This is a genomic window from Bhargavaea sp. CC-171006 (genome assembly GCF_009761675.1).
GTDB classification, from domain to species: domain Bacteria; phylum Bacillota; class Bacilli; order Bacillales_A; family Planococcaceae; genus Bhargavaea; species Bhargavaea changchunensis.
This window is the reverse complement of record NZ_QUZH01000027.1, coordinates 106,217-121,346: the sequence shown is the minus strand read 5'-3', so window position 1 is coordinate 121,346 and position 15,130 is coordinate 106,217. Positions and strand designations below refer to the sequence as shown.

Here is a 15,130-nt window from a genome sequence, read left to right as displayed (position 1 = left end):
TTGCGACATCATCCAAAAACGGTTCCGCCCTTTACCGGTGTGCCGGAAGGCGGAAATACTGACTGCAGAGGGATCAAACGTTTATGAAAAAAGGACGCGGCCTGCTCATCGTCCTTTCGGGGCCATCAGGCGTCGGAAAAGGCACGGTGCGCAAGGAGCTGTTTTCACAGCCGGACACGAACTACGAATATTCCATCTCCATGACCACCCGCAGCCCGCGGGAAGGGGAAGTGGACGGGAAAGATTACTTTTTCAAGAAGCGCGAAGAATTTGAGCAGCTGATCCGTGAAGAGCGGCTGCTGGAGTACGCGGAGTATGTCGGGAACTATTACGGCACTCCGCTGGATTACGTGAATGAGACACTGGACGCTGGGCGAGATGTGTTCCTCGAGATCGAGGTTGTCGGCGCGGCGAAAGTCCGGGAAAAGATGCCGGACGGTGTTTTCATTTTCCTGGCCCCCCCAAATTTGTCGGAGCTGGAACAGCGCCTGATCGGACGCGGTACGGAGACCGATGAAGTCATCCGCAACCGAATCGGCAAGGCGAAGGAAGAACTGGAGATGATGCATCTCTACGACTATGTTGTTGAAAACGACGAGGTGGGCCGGGCGTGCGATCGGATCAATGCCATCATCACGGCCGAGCACTGCCGTCGCACCCGTGTTGAAGAACGATACAAACTCATGCTGGAAGGGAATGATCCGCAATGATGCTTTATCCATCGATCGACTCGCTCAAAAAACAGATCGACTCCAAATACACCCTGGTAAGCCTCGCCGCCAAACGAGCCCGTGAAATCCAGGCCAGGGACAACTTCCTCCTTGAGAAGTATGACGCCGAGAAGTTCGTCGGCATGGCTCTCGAGGAAGTCGCGGAAGGTGTGCTTGAGAAGCAGGCTTCCGACGCCAACATCCAGTACGAAGACGAAATGTAAGATATGCACAATGAAAACTCCCGGAGAAACTTTTTCCTGGGAGTTTTCATTCGAAAGGGAGAAAAAAAGGATGCTGAAAAACAAACATATCCTTCTTTGTGTCACAGGGGGAATCGCTGTATACAAAGCCGTGGCGCTTGTCAGCAAGTTGTCCCAGGCAGGGGCCGAGGTAAAGGTGATCATGACGGAATCCGCCACCGAATTCGTGGCGCCTCTCACCTTCCAGGTCATGTCGCGCAATGATGTATACACCGACACATTCGACGAAAAAGACTCATCTGTGATTGCCCATATCGACCTTGCCGACTGGGCTGACCTTATCATTGTCGCCCCGGCGACCGCCAATGTGATCGGAAAGCTTGCAAACGGGATCGCGGATGACATGGTGACGACGACACTGCTTGCCGCCACAGCCGATGTGTGGATTGCGCCGGCAATGAATGTCCATATGTATGCCCACCCTGCGGTGATGCGGAACATCGATCGCTTACACCGTGACGGTTACCGGTTTATTGAACCTTCGGAGGGATTTCTTGCGTGCGGATACGTCGGGAAAGGAAGGCTGGAGGAACCGGAGCGCATCACTGAGCTTGTGGAGCAGCATTTCAGGGAAGGGCTCACCCCGGAAAGGACTGTCTTGGCAGGCAAGAAAGTGGTGGTCACGGCAGGCCCGACCAGGGAACGGATTGACCCGGTCCGGTATCTGTCGAATTTCTCAAGCGGAAAGATGGGCTATGCAATGGCCGAAGCAGCTTCCGGTCTCGGCGCGGAGACTGTACTTGTCTCGGGTCCGGTCGGACTGCCGGTTCCGGAAGGTGTCCGTGTGGTTCAGGTGGAAAGCGCGGCGGATATGCTGGCTGCGGTTCTTGCGGAGTATGGAACAGCCGATGTCGTGATCAAGGCTGCGGCCGTTGCCGACTACCGTCCGAAAACTGTCCACAGCGGCAAAATGAAAAAACAGGAGGGGGACTCCGTCATCGAACTCGAGCGGACGACTGACATCCTGAAAACGCTCGGCGAACAAAAAGAAGGACAGTGCCTCATCGGTTTCGCGGCAGAGACGGACCGCGTTGCAGAGTACGCGCGGGGCAAGCTTGAGCGCAAGAACCTTGATTACATCATCGCAAATGATGTGACCGCCCCTACGGGTGTGTTCGGAAGCGACACGAATGTCGTCACCCTGTTCGGCCGGGACGGCATGGAAGTATCGTTCCCGGCTACAGAGAAAAAAGAACTTGCGCTGAAGCTTCTCCTCCGGATTTTCGGGGGTGAGCGGGATGATCGCTGAAGTTATCACGGATGTGTCTGCGCATCCCGTTGACCGGCCATTCGACTATGCCGTTCCGGAAGGATTGGCAAACGTCATCGAGCCCGGCGCTCGAGTGAGAGTGCCGTTCGGCAACAGGAAAGTGCTTGGCTTCGTCACAGGTCTCAAGGAAGAAAGCGATGTGCCCGCAGCCAGGCTGAAGCCCGTGGACGAGCTGCTCGACCCTGAGCCGGTCCTGACGCAAGAGATGCTCCAGCTTGCGGATTGGATGAAGCGGACGACGCTCTGCTTCGAAATTGATGCACTTCAGGTCATGCTCCCATCCGCCCTCCGGGCAAAGTATGAAAAAGTCGTCCATGTCCTTGAACCGGAAAAATTGGAAGGGGATGTGGCGGGGATTGCCCGAAACCGCCGGGTCGTGGCCGTGAAGGAGTTCGGCGAACGGCTCCTGCCCGTGCTTAAACGACTTGCTGCGGATGGGGCGATATCGATCGAAACGGCAGTCAGGCAGCGCACGAACATTAAAAAAGAGAAGGTTCTCCATATCGGGGAAGCGGACCGGCTGAGGGAGATCAGGGAATCACTGCCGAAATCGGCGAGCCGGCAGGCAGAACTGATCGACTGGATGGAAACACATATCGGCATGTCCGTGCCATCGAAAGATGTGATGGAAGCCACAGGCACCACAAGGGCCACCCTAAAGGTGCTTGTTGGGAAAGGGGCTGCCCGCGAGACGGAGGAAGAAGTGTACAGGAAGCCGGAGACCGGCCTGATGCCGGAAAGCGGGGGCCTTCCCGGGCCGCTTACGGAAGAACAGGCAACAGCCGTCGGGGAAATCGGAAAAGCGGTCGCTGAAGAACGTGATGAAACTTTTCTTCTGCACGGTGTGACGGGAAGCGGAAAAACAGAGGTGTATATGCAGGTCATCCGCCAGGTGCTCGACCTCGGCAAAGAAGCGATCGTCCTTGTACCGGAGATTTCGCTCACGCCGCAGATCACTTCCCGGTTTAAAAGACGCTTTGGCCCGCTGGTCGCCGTCATGCACAGCGGGCTGTCCGCGGGTGAAAAATACGATGAATGGCGGAAGGTGCAGCGCGGTGAAGTGAAGGTTGTCGTCGGTGCGCGTTCCGCCGTATTCGCGCCGTTCAGGAATCTGGGCGTCATCGTCCTTGATGAGGAGCATGAATCCAGCTACAAGCAGGAGGACAGCCCCCGCTACCACGCAAGGGATGTGGCGATCCGGCGCTCGCAGGAGCATGGATGCCCGGTCATCCTGGGCAGTGCAACGCCATCCCTCGAATCGTATGCGCGGGCACACAAGGGGGTCTATTCGCTTTTGACCCTCACCGAACGTGCGAAAAAACAGCCTCTTCCGGAAGTGGAGATCGTCGACATGCGCGAGGAACTGAAAAACGGCAACCGATCGATGTTCTCGGTCGCACTGGCAGAGGCAATCCGGGACAGGCTGGAAAAAGGCGAGCAGACGGTGCTGTTCCTGAACCGCAGGGGTTATTCCTCGTTTGTGCTCTGCCGCGACTGCGGGACGTCCGTCCAGTGTCCGAATTGCGATATCTCGCTGACCTACCATAGGGCGACGGAGCGGCTGCAATGCCATTATTGCGGGCATGAGGAACCGGTTCCCCTCACCTGTCCGGAATGCGGAAGCGAACATATCCGCTTTTTCGGGACAGGCACCCAGAAAGTGCAGGAGGAACTCCACCGGCTGCTTCCTGAAGCGCGCGTGTTGCGGATGGACGTGGACACGACGCGCCAGAAAGGTGCCCATGAACGCCTTCTCCGGCAATTCGGTGACGGCGGTGCGGATATCCTGCTCGGAACACAGATGATCGCAAAAGGCCTGGACTTTCCGAACATCACGCTTGTTGGCGTTCTGTCCGCTGACACGATGCTGCGCCTGTCCGACTTCAGGGCGGCAGAAAAGACATTTCAGCTCCTTACCCAGGTAAGCGGCCGCGCGGGCCGCCATGAGAAGGAAGGGGAGGTCATCGTCCAGACGTACGCTCCGGAACACTATGCGGTCGAGCTTGCGAAGGACCAGGCCTACGAGCCGTTCTACGCGATCGAAATGGGGAACCGTAAGAGATATTCCTATCCGCCATTCTTTTTCGTGACGCTGATCCAGTTTTCTCATGAGGATCTGATGAAGGTGTCGGAAACCGCCGGCAATGCAGTACGCTACCTTTCGGGGAAGCTGGGGCCGGACACTGTCATCATTGGCCCGACGGCAGCCGAAGTGGCCCGTGTGAACAATAGATATCGCTATCAATGTCTGATAAAATACAAAAAAGAACCGAAGCTGGCCGGAGTTCTGACGGATCTCGTGAAGATCTACAGAAGCAGCTGGATGAAGGAAGGCATTCTCATGTCGATCGATATGAATCCTTCCACCATCAGCTGACCCCGGCAACGGAAATGGGGAATCATCAATGGCAATCCTTGAAATCGTGCAACATCCGTCCCCGATACTGACGGAATCCTGCAAGCCGGTCACTGATTTCGGTGACGGGCTGCAAACGCTTTTGGACGACATGTACGAAACGATGATCGATGCGGACGGCATCGGCATCGCAGCGCCGCAAGTCGGCAAATCGATACGCGCGGCCATCGTCGATCTCGGTGAGGGCCAGGATCCGATCTGGCTCATCAACCCGGAAGTCGTGGCAACGGGTGGAAAGGAAACTGAAGTGGAAGGGTGTCTGAGTTTTCCCGGCCTCTACGGCGAAGTGGAACGGCCTTTCCATGTAAAGGTCCATGCACAGGATCGCGACGGCTCATGGTACGAGCTTGAAGCAGAAGATTACGAAGCGAGGGCGATTCTTCACGAGATCGACCATCTGGACGGAATCCTGTTCGACTCGAAAATCATCCGGGTCGTACCTGAGGAGGAACTGGAAGCGGCTGAAGAGGAGGAAGAGGAATGACTCGCATCGTATTCATGGGGACACCGGATTTTTCAGTGCCGATCCTCCGCATGCTTCATGAAGAGGGTTATGAACTCCTCGCTGCCGTTACCCAGCCGGACCGGCCCGTCGGACGCAAACGGGTTCTCACACCGCCTCCGGTCAAAGAGGAAGCACTCAGACTCGGACTTCCGGTCATCCAGCCGGGCAGGCTGAAAGGTTCAGCCGAGCTGGATGAAATTCTCTCGCTGGAGCCGGACCTGATCGTAACGGCCGCTTTCGGCCAGATCCTGCCGAAAGAGCTGCTTGAAGCACCTCCGCTCGGCTGCCTGAATGTCCATGCTTCCCTGCTGCCTGAATACAGGGGAGGAGCGCCGATCCATCAGGCGATCATGGATGGCAGGGAGGAGACGGGTGTCACCATCATGTATATGGCAGAAAAGCTGGACGCGGGCGATATCATCTCCCAGGTGCGTGTGCCGATCGGCGGGAATGACAACACAGGTGAGCTGTTCGGCCGGCTTTCGGAAGCCGGTACCCGCCTGCTTAAAGAGACCCTGCCTTCCGTCATCAACGGGACGAACGAACGCATCCCTCAGGACCATGAAAAAGCCACGTTCGCGGGGAACATCAAACGCGAGCAGGAGCGCATTGACTGGACGATGCCGGGAAGTGCCGTGCACAATCAGATCCGCGGCCTCAGCCCGTGGCCGGTTGCCTATACCGAATTGGACGGGAAGACCGTAAAAATGTGGCGTTCAGAAAAGGCCGATGGCAAATCCGGTGCTTCCCCGGGTGAAATCATATCGACGGATGACGGTGTCATTACGGTACAGGCCGGCGATGGCACGGCCGTCCGGATTCTTGAACTCCAGCCGTCCGGCAAAAAGCGGATGGAGACCCGGGGATACCTGAACGGGGCCGGCTCGCACATCAAGTCAGGAGACCGTTTCATATGAGCCGGAAAAAAGATAAGAGATGGGACGGGAACGTTAGGGACGCTGCACTAAGCATTCTGCTGGCGGTTGAGCGCGATCAGGCCTACAGTAACCTGCTGCTGAACCGCACGATCGAAACGTATGGCCTTGATGACAAGGACCGGTCCCTTCTTACCGAACTGACCTACGGCACGCTCCAGCACCGGATGACGCTCGATTACCACCTTGAGCCGCTTGTGCGCGGCAAGCTTGAGGACTGGGTTCGTGAATTGCTCAGGCTATCGGTGTACCAGATGGTCTATCTTTCAAAGATACCTCCGCACGCAGCGGTGAATGAAGCGGTGGAGATTGCCAAGCGGCGCGGCCACAAGGGAATTGCATCGCTGGTCAATGGCATCCTCCGCTCTTTCCTCCGGCAAGGCCCAAGGGAAATCGGAAGCGGCCTGACCTGGGAAGAGCGGACCTCGATCGAAACGAGCCATCCCGAGTGGATGATCCGCCGCTGGACAGAACAGTACGGAAAAGAGACGGCACGGGATATGGCGCTGGCGAACAATGAATCTCCGGTCCAGACTGTGCGTGTGAACCGGACAAAGGCCACACGCGAAGAAGTCCTGGACATGCTCGGGGATGAAGGCTTCTCGGTCCAGCCGAGTCCGATCGTGCCGGATGCAATCCGTATTCGGGGAGGCAATGCCGCAAGAAGCCGGGCTTTCCGGGAAGGGTATGTCACCATCCAGGACGAGAGCTCGATGCTTCCCGTCATGGTACTGGATCCGGGCCCTGGCATGTCGGTGCTCGACATGTGCGCAGCACCGGGTGGCAAAACGACCCATATCGCAGAACGGATGGAAAACACCGGCGAAGTCCTGGCATTCGACTTGCATCCCCACAAAGTGAAGCTCATCGACCAGAACGCGGCACGACTTGGATTGCAAAACATCCGAACAGGTTCTGCGGACAGCCGTGAACTTGCGGGTCGCCTGGAACCGGACTCCTTCGACAGGATCCTGGTCGATGCGCCGTGCAGCGGTCTCGGTGTCATCCGGAGGAAACCGGACATCAAATATTCAAAGTCGGAAGAAGAGATCGGCGGATTGCCGGACATCCAGAAAAGCTTGCTTGAAGAGGCCTATCATTTTCTGAAACCCGGCGGCCTGCTGGTCTACAGCACCTGCACGGTCGACAGGGAAGAAAACCGTATGACGGCCGAGGCATTTCTAGATGCACATCCGGATCTTGAACGTGCAGATCTCCGCGAAGTGATGCCGGAAGGTCTCCGCTACGAGGACGGTATGCTTCAGGTTCTGCCACAAGATTTCGGCGGCGATGGATTTTTCGTGGCCGCCTTCAGAAAACCGGAATAAGCCGGTGGACCTGACCCCGGAATTTCGGGGTATCTGTAAATGGAAACGGGGGAGTCAAAGTGGAAGTTGCAGTCCGGACACATGTCGGAATGAAAAGGCGCATCAACGAAGACCGGACCGGCCTCTTCACAAGAGATGGCGGCCGGTTCATGCTGGCTGTGGTTGCAGACGGCATGGGGGGCCATAAAAGCGGTGACACGGCTAGCAGGATGGCCGTCGAAGGTTTTGGAGAAGAGTTCGGAAAGGCTGACATCACCACGCTCAATACAGATGACGGCCGCGCCGACTGGCTTGCCGGCGTAACAGAAAGACTGAACCACGGCCTGCTCGAACATTCCCTTACCAATGAAGAATGCCGGGGAATGGGAACGACACTCGAAGCAGCGGTGATCGCTGGCAAAGAAGTGACTCTGTGCCATATCGGGGACAGCCGGACGTATAGGCTGGGACCGGAGGGCTTCGAACAGGTCACCAAGGACCATTCCCTCGTCAGCCTTCTTGTCGATTCGGGAGAAATTACCGAAGAGGAAGCCCGCAACCATCCGAAGCGGAACTTCATCATAAAGGCACTGGGTACTGACGACAGGGTCGAACCCGATATCATTCCTCTCCGGCTGCCGGAAGGGAGCGCGCTCCTGCTCTGTTCCGACGGTCTGAGCAATAAACTTGGGGAAAATGAAATCGCAGAGGCAGTTGCCGGTGAAGGTACCGCAACCGAGCGTGCGGACGCACTGGTTGACCTGGCCAATGAACGGGGCGGCGAAGATAATATATCCGTCATCCTGATTGATAACGGTGTTCGGGAGGCTGATGCCGGATGATCGGAAAACGGATCAGCGGACGCTACGAAGTTCTCGGATTGCTTGGCGGAGGCGGCATGTCCACCGTCTACCTCGCGCAGGACATCATTCTTGACCGGCCGGTCGCCATCAAGGTCCTCAGGCAAGACTTCTCGGACGAGGATGAGCTGAGGAAACGGTTCCAGCGTGAAGCGCTGTCGGCAACTTCGCTCGTACATCCGAACATCGTCAACATCTATGATGTCGGCGAAGACGGCGATCTGCAATACCTGGTCATGGAGTACGTAGAAGGCCAGACACTCAAGGAATACATCAAGGATCATGCGCCGCTCGCTCCTGCGGAAGCAGTGGAGATCATGAAGCAATTGTGCTCAGGCATCACAGCAGCACACTTGCATGGCATCATCCACCGTGACATCAAACCGCAGAACATCCTGATGGACCGCGAAGGACAGGTGAAACTGACCGATTTCGGGATTGCGATGGCACTGTCTGCCACCGCACTCACACGAACCAACTCGGTGATGGGGACTGTCCACTACCTTTCGCCCGAGCAGGCACGCGGAGGGATGGCGACAAAACGCACCGATATTTACTCGCTGGGGATCGTACTGTATGAGATGCTGACAGGAAAGCTCCCGTTTTCTGGAGAATCTGCAGTTTCCATCGCACTGAAGCATCTGCAGGAACAGACCCCTTCGGTCCGGGCTCTCAGGCCGGACATCCCGCAAAGTCTTGAAAATGTCATCCTGAAAGCGACTGCCAAAGATTCAGCGGAACGATATCCGTCCGCTGAAGCGATGCTTCGGGACCTCCATACGGTCCTGTCACCCGAACGGTCCGGCGAAGCCCCTTATGAACCGCCGCCGATTGATGAGGAAGCGACTAAGGCCATCCCGATAATCAGGGATGAGCCTGCATCAGAAAGTACAATCGGCACCAACACTGTCACGTCTTCATCACCGGAGCCTGCTGATGAGGCAAAGGCACCGATAAAGAAAAAACGCAAAAAGTGGCCTTTGGTATTGGGTGGAATCATCCTGCTGGCTCTGTTCACCGGCATCGTCCTTTATATGACCGGGGTGATCGGAACCAGGCAGGCAGAAGTGCCCGATGTTTCGGGCATGACCGCCGAAGAAGCAGCCAAAGAACTTGAACAGGCAGGTTTCCTTGCAGGTGAAACGGATGAAGAACATTCACCGGACATCGAGGAAGGAGCTGTCATCAGGACGAGCCCTCAGGCCGGCAGGGTCCGCGATGAAGGAGAAACCATCGATCTGGTGGTGAGCATCGGGCCTGAAAAAGTCGAGCTGACTGACTTTACGGGCCGGGATCATGAGTCCATCTCTGATGTGCTGGAAGACTATGGATTCCGGAATGTGGAAATAAAAGAAGAGTTCTCGGAAGAGGCACCGGGCACGATCATCAGCCAGGATCCGGAAGCGGGCGAGGAAATCGCCCCTTCCCAGACAGACTTGGTGCTGACGGTCAGCAAAGGCCTCGAAATGATCGGGACAGAAAACCTGTCAGGATTCGACGAGCAACAGCTGAACGATTATGCAAAGCGATCCGGATTCAATATCCGGATCGTTGCCGAAAAGCCATCGGACAGCGTCGAGGCAGGCCGGGTGATCTCGCAAGATCCGGAAGCTGGTACGGAACTTGAAAAAGGAAGCACGATAGAGGTTGTCCTTTCCAAAGGGCCTGAGGCAAAGCCTGTGAAGACTTACATCCAGGCGATCACCATTCCGTATGAGCCGTCGGAAGAGGAGGCTGAACAGGCTGTGGAGATCTATATCCGTGACAATACCCGGACAATGGATCAGCCTGCAGAATCCTTCGCGATCTCCGCCGATGAGACAAGGCGTATACGGCTTGAGATCAGCGAGGGGCAGACCGGAGCCTACAAGATCGTCCGTGACGGAGAGACAATTGATGAGGCAACAATTCCATATGAATAGGCGCAGCTCCTCACAGCATCCGGGAAAATTCGGAAAAGGGAAGGTGAAAGTTTGAAACAGGGCCAGATCCGCAAGGCATTGAGCGGGTTCTACTATTTGTATGATGATGGCGAGACGGTGCGGAGCAAAGGCCGGGGGGTCTTCAGGGTCCGCGGTGTCACTCCGCTTGTGGGAGACTTCGTGGACTACGAAAAAGACGGTGAGAATGACGCTGTCATCGTGAATGTCCATGAGCGCAAAAACGAACTGGTCCGTCCGCCGATCGCCAATGTCGACCAGGCGCTCCTCGTCTTCTCGGCAAAGGAGCCGAATTTTTCTCCAAAGCTGCTTGACCGGTTCCTTGCCATCATTGAATCTTACGGGGTTGAGCCGGTCATCATCCTGACCAAGACCGACTTGCTGGAAGATCGCAGTGCTGCTGAAGTCCGGAGGTACACAGATTACTACCGGGGAATCGGCTATACTGTGCTGGAAACCAGTATGGGGGACGGGGCGATTGCCGGGGAGCTCGACCCGATCATCAGGGGGAAGACGACTGTTCTCACAGGACAGTCGGGTGTCGGGAAGTCGACCCTGCTCAATACGCTTATGCCGGAACTTGAACTGAAAACAGACGAAATCTCCGACTCGCTCGGGCGCGGCCGGCATACGACAAGGCACGTGGAACTGATCGAGTTTGCCGGCGGCCTGGTCGCCGATACACCGGGCTTCAGCTCGCTTGACTTCGACCATCTTGAGAAAGAGGAACTGTCCGGCTGCTTCGCGGAATTCTCGGAGCTGGCCGAAAACTGCAAGTTCAGGGGCTGCCTTCATCTGAAAGAGCCGAAATGTGCAGTAAAGGCCGCTGTAGAGTCCGGTGAGGCCGAACAGTTCAGGTATGACCATTATGTTCAGTTCCTGCAGGAAATCATAGACCGAAAGCCGAGGTATCCATCATGATTAAAATTGCGCCATCCATCCTTTCCGCCGATTTCGCGAAACTCGGGGAGGAAGTAAGGGAAGTGGAACAGGCGGGAGCCGACTATATTCACGTGGACGTCATGGACGGGCATTTTGTGCCCAACATCACCCTGGGACCAAATATTGTAAGGGCGCTGCGACCCGTAACGGAACTTCCGCTTGACGTCCATCTGATGATTTCGGATCCGGACCGCTATATTGCCGATTTTGCGGAGGCGGGGGCAGATATCATCACCGTACATGCGGAGGCATGCACCCATCTTCACAGGACCGTCCAATTGATCCGTTCGTTTGGGGTTAAGGCAGGGGTTGTCCTGAATCCCCATACTCCGCATGAAGTCCTCGAGTATGTGATCGATGACCTGGATATGGTGCTGCTTATGACGGTGAACCCCGGCTTCGGCGGCCAATCGTTTATCCGCGAAGTGGTGCCGAAGATTTCCAAGGTGTGTGCGATGATCCGCGAGCGTGGACTTTCCACCGAGATCGAAGTGGACGGCGGCATTACCGCAGACACGATCGCGGAATGTGCCAAGGCGGGGGCGAATGTATTCGTGGCCGGATCGGCAATATATAATAAGGATGACCGGGCTGCGGCGATTGCCGCAATCCGGGAAGCAGGGGTATCGGCACTCCAATGATCCGTGAAGCTGTGGTCGTGGCGGGTGGGCCTGATGTAGCCGGTATCAGGCCTGGCGCTGAAGAGGGCACCGTTTTTATCGGTGCCGACCGAGGCGCTCTCCGTCTTGTGCGCCTCGGCATCCGTCCTGTGCTTTCAGTCGGGGACTTTGACTCGGTCACAGAGGATGAGTTCAAGGAGATTTCGGCAGTTTCGGATCGTGTCGTCCGTGTCGGGGAGGAAAAGGATGAGACCGATACTGAACTGGCACTTGCCGGGGCGGCATGTCTGGAGCCCGGGACCGTTACGCTCACCGGCGTGACGGGAGGACGGCTTGACCATGCGCAGTCGGCCATGCACGCCGTTTACCGGCTGCAGGAAAGGCATCCGGAAATCAGATTCAGAATCGTTGATCCGAATAATGAACTTTACTTTCTCCGTCCCGGCAGGCATGTGCTGAGGGATGGCGGAGAATACCGGTATATTTCTTTCTTTTCATTCGGCGGACCTGTGAAGGGAATGACGCTCAGGGGATTCAGGTATGAAGCGGACAATGCTGAGATCCTGCCGGGAACGACGCTCTTCACGAGCAATGAAGCCGGCGTCGGGGAATGTACTATCTCATTCGAGACAGGCATATGTTTGGTTGTAAGAAGCATCGATGCCTGAAAGGAGCGGACGAGATGAGAGTGTACACATTCCAGCTGCCCAAAATGGTGAGCAGCTTTGCGCGCAAGTGCCTGACGCTTTTCCAGCGTGAGGAACGGAAGCCTGTTGCGAAGAAGAAAAAACGGAGAAAAAGCAAAATGCCGAGCTGACTCAGGTCAGCTCGGCATTTCTTTTTGCGATATTTAACAGGTCAGACGCGCTGGACTTTACCGGACTTCAGAGCACGTGCGGAAACCCATACGCGCTTCGGCTTGCCGTCAACCATGATGCGCACTTTTTGAAGGTTGGCACCCCAAGTGCGGCGGTTAGCGTTCATCGCGTGGGAGCGGTTGTTGCCGGCGCTTGCTTTGCGGCCTGTAATAACACATTTTTTAGGCATGTTTTTCCCTCCTCTTCGGTGAAGATGAAGACGGAATCCCGTCTGTTCGCCATCTCACATACTAAAATAATTTAGCATAAATTAGCCGGCGATGCAACAGGTTTACAGCAAGCATCAAGAAAAAACACTTTACAGCCATCACGGGAACAGCTTGCGGTGTGTCTTTTCTATTCCAGGACAGTAGTGTACAATGACGTTAGCCAAAATGGACTCACAGGAGGCGTTACCATGTCGATCGGACTTAAAAATGAATTCGGTACTATAGAAATTTCGAATGATGTGATCGCACAGGTGGCCGGCGGCTCGGCTGTCGAGTGCTACGGAATCGTGGGGATGGCATCCCGCCATCAAATCCGGGACGGCCTGACTGACATCCTCCGCAAGGAAAACTTCACCAGAGGTGTGGTTGTCCGTTCAATAGGAGAAGATCTCCATATCGACATGTACGTCATCGTCGGCTATGGGGTGAAGATTTCCGAGGTCGCATACCAGGTCCAATCCAAGGTGAAATATACATTGAGCAAACAATTGGGAATGACGGTCAGCTCCGTCAATATTTTTGTCCAGGGAGTCCGTGTGACGAACCTGTAAAAGGAGGAAGCGAACGTTTATGAAAGAATTAGATGGACATCGATTTGCGGAAATGGTGATGATGGGCTCCCATCACCTTTCCAATAATGCGGACTTCGTCGATTCACTCAACGTCTTTCCAGTGCCAGATGGTGATACTGGGACGAATATGAATCTGTCCATGACATCCGGAGCGAAAGAAACGGAACAGGCGGCAAACGATCATATCGGAAAAACTGCGCAGGCCCTTTCCAAAGGCCTGCTTATGGGTGCGCGCGGAAATTCCGGTGTTATCCTGTCCCAGCTGTTCCGCGGTTTCGGAAAGGCGATCGAGGACATGGCAACGCTGGATGCAAAGGAATTTGCCGGCGCGTTCCAGGCCGGCGTGGATACTGCATATAAAGCAGTGATGAAGCCAGTGGAGGGCACCATCCTCACTGTAGCGAAAGATGCCGCGAAAAAAGCGGTCGATGCCGCTGAAGCGGAAACGGATATCATCAAGGTGATGGAGGCGCTCACAGACGAAGCGAAAGCTTCCCTGCAGAGGACGCCCGACCTGTTGCCGGTCCTTAAGGAAGTAGGAGTCGTGGACAGCGGCGGCCAAGGGCTTGTGTTTGTCTATGAAGGTTTCCTCGCTGCACTCAGGGGCGAAGAACTGCCGGAAGCTTCTCTGCGGACGTCCATGGATGACCTGGTCAATGCCGAGCACCACAAAAGCGTTCAGGGGTTCATGGATACATCGGAGATTGAATTCGGCTACTGTACAGAGTTCATGGTCCGCTTCGAGGAAGACAAGACGGCGGACAACCCGTTTGACGAATCGAAGTTCCGCGATGACCTCAGCGTCTACGGAGATTCGCTTCTCGTCATTTCGGACGATGAAATCGCCAAGGTACATATTCACTCTGAAGACCCCGGGGAAGTGCTTTCCTACGGTAAAAAGTATGGAAGCCTGATCAAAATCAAAATCGAGAACATGCGGGAACAACATACAGCCATCCTTGAAAAGGACGAGCCTGCCCGTGCGGCGCAGCCTGCGAAACATCCGTATGCGATCGTTACGGTTTCGATGGGGCCCGGTATCGCAGAGCTGTTCAGGAGCATCGGTGCCTCATATGTCATTGAGGGCGGCCAAACGATGAATCCATCGACGGAAGACATCGTCAAGGCGATCAGGGAAGTCGGTGCGGAACGTGCACTGATTCTCCCGAATAACAAAAATATCGTGATGGCTGCAGAGCAGGCGGCTGAAGTGTCAGGCATCGAGGCGGCGGTCGTTCCGACGAAAAACGTTCCTCAGGGCCTGGCTGCCGTCCTTGCCTTTAATCCCGAGGCATCGGTATCCGATAATGCAGCATCCATGACGGAAGCGTTCTCGCATGTCCGGACGGGTCAAGTAACGACCGCAGTCCGCGATACAACCATTGACGGCGTCGAAATCCGCAAAGGTTCCTATATGGGAATGGCTGACGGCAAAATCGTCAATTCCGACCCTTCGCTCAAGAGTGTCACCGAGTCATTGGTCCCGGAGATTGTCGATGAGGATTCGGAAATCGTGACCATTCTTTTCGGCGAAGGGGCAACGCGCCAAGGGGCGGACGAACTTGCCGCATATATCGAGGAACAGTATCCCGATGTGGAAGTGGAAATCCACGAAGGCAAGCAGCCACTGTACCCGTACATCATCTCTGCCGAATAAAAAAAACAGGCGCACCGGGCATTCGGTGCGCTGTTTTATAAAGCGG

Annotated in this window: 16 protein-coding genes; 15 read left to right on the top strand and 1 reads right to left on the bottom strand. The window is 55.7% G+C overall.

Annotated elements, in window-relative coordinates; genetic code table 11:
* The first annotated feature begins 83 nt into the window (after positions 1–83).
* The 13 genes from gmk to spoVM all read left to right on the top strand — a co-directional run bounded on the left by gmk (position 84) and on the right by spoVM (position 12,585).
* Positions 84–710 carry a guanylate kinase gene (gene gmk, locus DZC51_RS12745; protein ID WP_157296487.1) on the top strand — a complete coding sequence of 209 codons (627 nt, stop codon included), beginning with the start codon at positions 84–86 and terminating at the stop codon, positions 708–710.
* Complete coding sequence (rpoZ, locus tag DZC51_RS12740; RefSeq protein ID WP_157296712.1) at positions 710–934, top strand: DNA-directed RNA polymerase subunit omega; 225 nt, start codon at positions 710–712, stop codon at positions 932–934. Before gmk ends, rpoZ begins: the two co-directional genes overlap by 1 nt.
* A 70-nt stretch (positions 935–1,004) precedes the next feature.
* Complete coding sequence (gene coaBC, locus DZC51_RS12735) at positions 1,005–2,222, top strand: bifunctional phosphopantothenoylcysteine decarboxylase/phosphopantothenate--cysteine ligase CoaBC (protein WP_157296486.1); 1,218 nt, start codon at positions 1,005–1,007, stop codon at positions 2,220–2,222.
* Positions 2,212–4,620 carry a primosomal protein N' gene (gene priA / locus DZC51_RS12730; protein ID WP_157296484.1) on the top strand — a complete coding sequence of 803 codons (2,409 nt, stop codon included), beginning with the start codon at positions 2,212–2,214 and terminating at the stop codon, positions 4,618–4,620. Before coaBC ends, priA begins: the two co-directional genes overlap by 11 nt.
* Positions 4,621–4,648: 28 nt before the next feature.
* Positions 4,649–5,143 (top strand): peptide deformylase, encoded by a 495-nt coding sequence (gene def, locus DZC51_RS12725; protein WP_157296482.1) that lies wholly within the window; start codon positions 4,649–4,651, stop codon positions 5,141–5,143.
* Positions 5,140–6,081, top strand: a complete 942-nt coding sequence (fmt, locus tag DZC51_RS12720; protein WP_157296480.1) for a methionyl-tRNA formyltransferase — start codon at positions 5,140–5,142, stop codon at positions 6,079–6,081. Before def ends, fmt begins: the two co-directional genes overlap by 4 nt.
* Entirely contained in the window at positions 6,078–7,427 is a 1,350-nt protein-coding gene (gene rsmB, locus DZC51_RS12715; RefSeq protein ID WP_157296478.1) for a 16S rRNA (cytosine(967)-C(5))-methyltransferase RsmB, read from the top strand. Before fmt ends, rsmB begins: the two co-directional genes overlap by 4 nt.
* Before the next feature lie 59 nt (positions 7,428–7,486).
* Positions 7,487–8,248 (top strand): Stp1/IreP family PP2C-type Ser/Thr phosphatase, encoded by a 762-nt coding sequence (locus tag DZC51_RS12710; RefSeq protein WP_157296476.1) that lies wholly within the window; start codon positions 7,487–7,489, stop codon positions 8,246–8,248.
* The gene (gene pknB, locus DZC51_RS12705) at positions 8,245–10,188 is read left to right on the top strand and encodes a Stk1 family PASTA domain-containing Ser/Thr kinase (RefSeq protein ID WP_157296474.1); all 1,944 of its coding nucleotides are present in this window, start codon (positions 8,245–8,247) and stop codon (positions 10,186–10,188) included. The genes DZC51_RS12710 and pknB overlap by 4 nt, the downstream gene beginning before the upstream one ends.
* A 51-nt stretch (positions 10,189–10,239) precedes the next feature.
* A complete protein-coding gene (gene rsgA, locus DZC51_RS12700) occupies positions 10,240–11,127 on the top strand; it encodes a ribosome small subunit-dependent GTPase A (RefSeq protein ID WP_157296472.1) in 888 nt (295 codons plus the stop codon).
* Entirely contained in the window at positions 11,124–11,789 is a 666-nt protein-coding gene (gene rpe, locus DZC51_RS12695; RefSeq protein ID WP_157296470.1) for a ribulose-phosphate 3-epimerase, read from the top strand. Before rsgA ends, rpe begins: the two co-directional genes overlap by 4 nt.
* The gene (locus DZC51_RS12690; protein WP_157296469.1) at positions 11,786–12,436 is read left to right on the top strand and encodes a thiamine diphosphokinase; all 651 of its coding nucleotides are present in this window, start codon (positions 11,786–11,788) and stop codon (positions 12,434–12,436) included. The genes rpe and DZC51_RS12690 overlap by 4 nt, the downstream gene beginning before the upstream one ends.
* Positions 12,437–12,450: 14 nt before the next feature.
* Positions 12,451–12,585, top strand: coding sequence for a stage V sporulation protein SpoVM (spoVM, locus tag DZC51_RS12685; RefSeq protein WP_092049012.1), 135 nt, complete (start codon positions 12,451–12,453; stop codon positions 12,583–12,585).
* A gap of 41 nt (positions 12,586–12,626) precedes the next feature.
* On the opposite strand, the gene rpmB is transcribed toward spoVM, so the two are convergent.
* The gene (rpmB, locus tag DZC51_RS12680; protein WP_008297256.1) at positions 12,627–12,815 is read right to left on the bottom strand and encodes a 50S ribosomal protein L28; all 189 of its coding nucleotides are present in this window, start codon (positions 12,813–12,815) and stop codon (positions 12,627–12,629) included.
* Between the two features lie 228 nt (positions 12,816–13,043).
* Between rpmB and DZC51_RS12675 the strand changes: the two genes are divergently transcribed.
* Both DZC51_RS12675 and DZC51_RS12670 read left to right on the top strand, forming a co-directional pair.
* The gene (locus tag DZC51_RS12675) at positions 13,044–13,406 is read left to right on the top strand and encodes an Asp23/Gls24 family envelope stress response protein (protein WP_157296467.1); all 363 of its coding nucleotides are present in this window, start codon (positions 13,044–13,046) and stop codon (positions 13,404–13,406) included.
* A gap of 19 nt (positions 13,407–13,425) precedes the next feature.
* On the top strand, positions 13,426–15,084 hold the full coding sequence (locus tag DZC51_RS12670; RefSeq protein ID WP_157296465.1) for a DAK2 domain-containing protein: 1,659 nt from the start codon (positions 13,426–13,428) through the stop codon (positions 15,082–15,084).
* Positions 15,085–15,130: the final 46 nt, after the last annotated feature.

Excerpts from the sequence above, each read along its gene's own strand:
- gmk (WP_157296487.1), top strand. The coding sequence starts at position 84 with ATGAAAAAAGGACGCGGCCTGCTCATCGTCCTTTCGGGGCCATCAGGC.
- rpoZ (WP_157296712.1), top strand. The coding sequence starts at position 710 with ATGCTTTATCCATCGATCGACTCGCTCAAAAAACAGATCGACTCCAAA.
- coaBC (WP_157296486.1), top strand. The coding sequence starts at position 1,005 with ATGCTGAAAAACAAACATATCCTTCTTTGTGTCACAGGGGGAATCGCT.
- priA (WP_157296484.1), top strand. The coding sequence starts at position 2,212 with ATGATCGCTGAAGTTATCACGGATGTGTCTGCGCATCCCGTTGACCGG.
- def (WP_157296482.1), top strand. The coding sequence starts at position 4,649 with ATGGCAATCCTTGAAATCGTGCAACATCCGTCCCCGATACTGACGGAA.
- fmt (WP_157296480.1), top strand. The coding sequence starts at position 5,140 with ATGACTCGCATCGTATTCATGGGGACACCGGATTTTTCAGTGCCGATC.
- rsmB (WP_157296478.1), top strand. The coding sequence starts at position 6,078 with ATGAGCCGGAAAAAAGATAAGAGATGGGACGGGAACGTTAGGGACGCT.
- pknB (WP_157296474.1), top strand. The coding sequence starts at position 8,245 with ATGATCGGAAAACGGATCAGCGGACGCTACGAAGTTCTCGGATTGCTT.
- rpe (WP_157296470.1), top strand. The coding sequence starts at position 11,124 with ATGATTAAAATTGCGCCATCCATCCTTTCCGCCGATTTCGCGAAACTC.
- DZC51_RS12690 (WP_157296469.1), top strand. The coding sequence starts at position 11,786 with ATGATCCGTGAAGCTGTGGTCGTGGCGGGTGGGCCTGATGTAGCCGGT.
- spoVM (WP_092049012.1), top strand. The coding sequence starts at position 12,451 with ATGAGAGTGTACACATTCCAGCTGCCCAAAATGGTGAGCAGCTTTGCG.
- rpmB (WP_008297256.1), bottom strand. The coding sequence starts at position 12,815 with ATGCCTAAAAAATGTGTTATTACAGGCCGCAAAGCAAGCGCCGGCAAC.
- DZC51_RS12675 (WP_157296467.1), top strand. The coding sequence starts at position 13,044 with ATGTCGATCGGACTTAAAAATGAATTCGGTACTATAGAAATTTCGAAT.
- DZC51_RS12670 (WP_157296465.1), top strand. The coding sequence starts at position 13,426 with ATGAAAGAATTAGATGGACATCGATTTGCGGAAATGGTGATGATGGGC.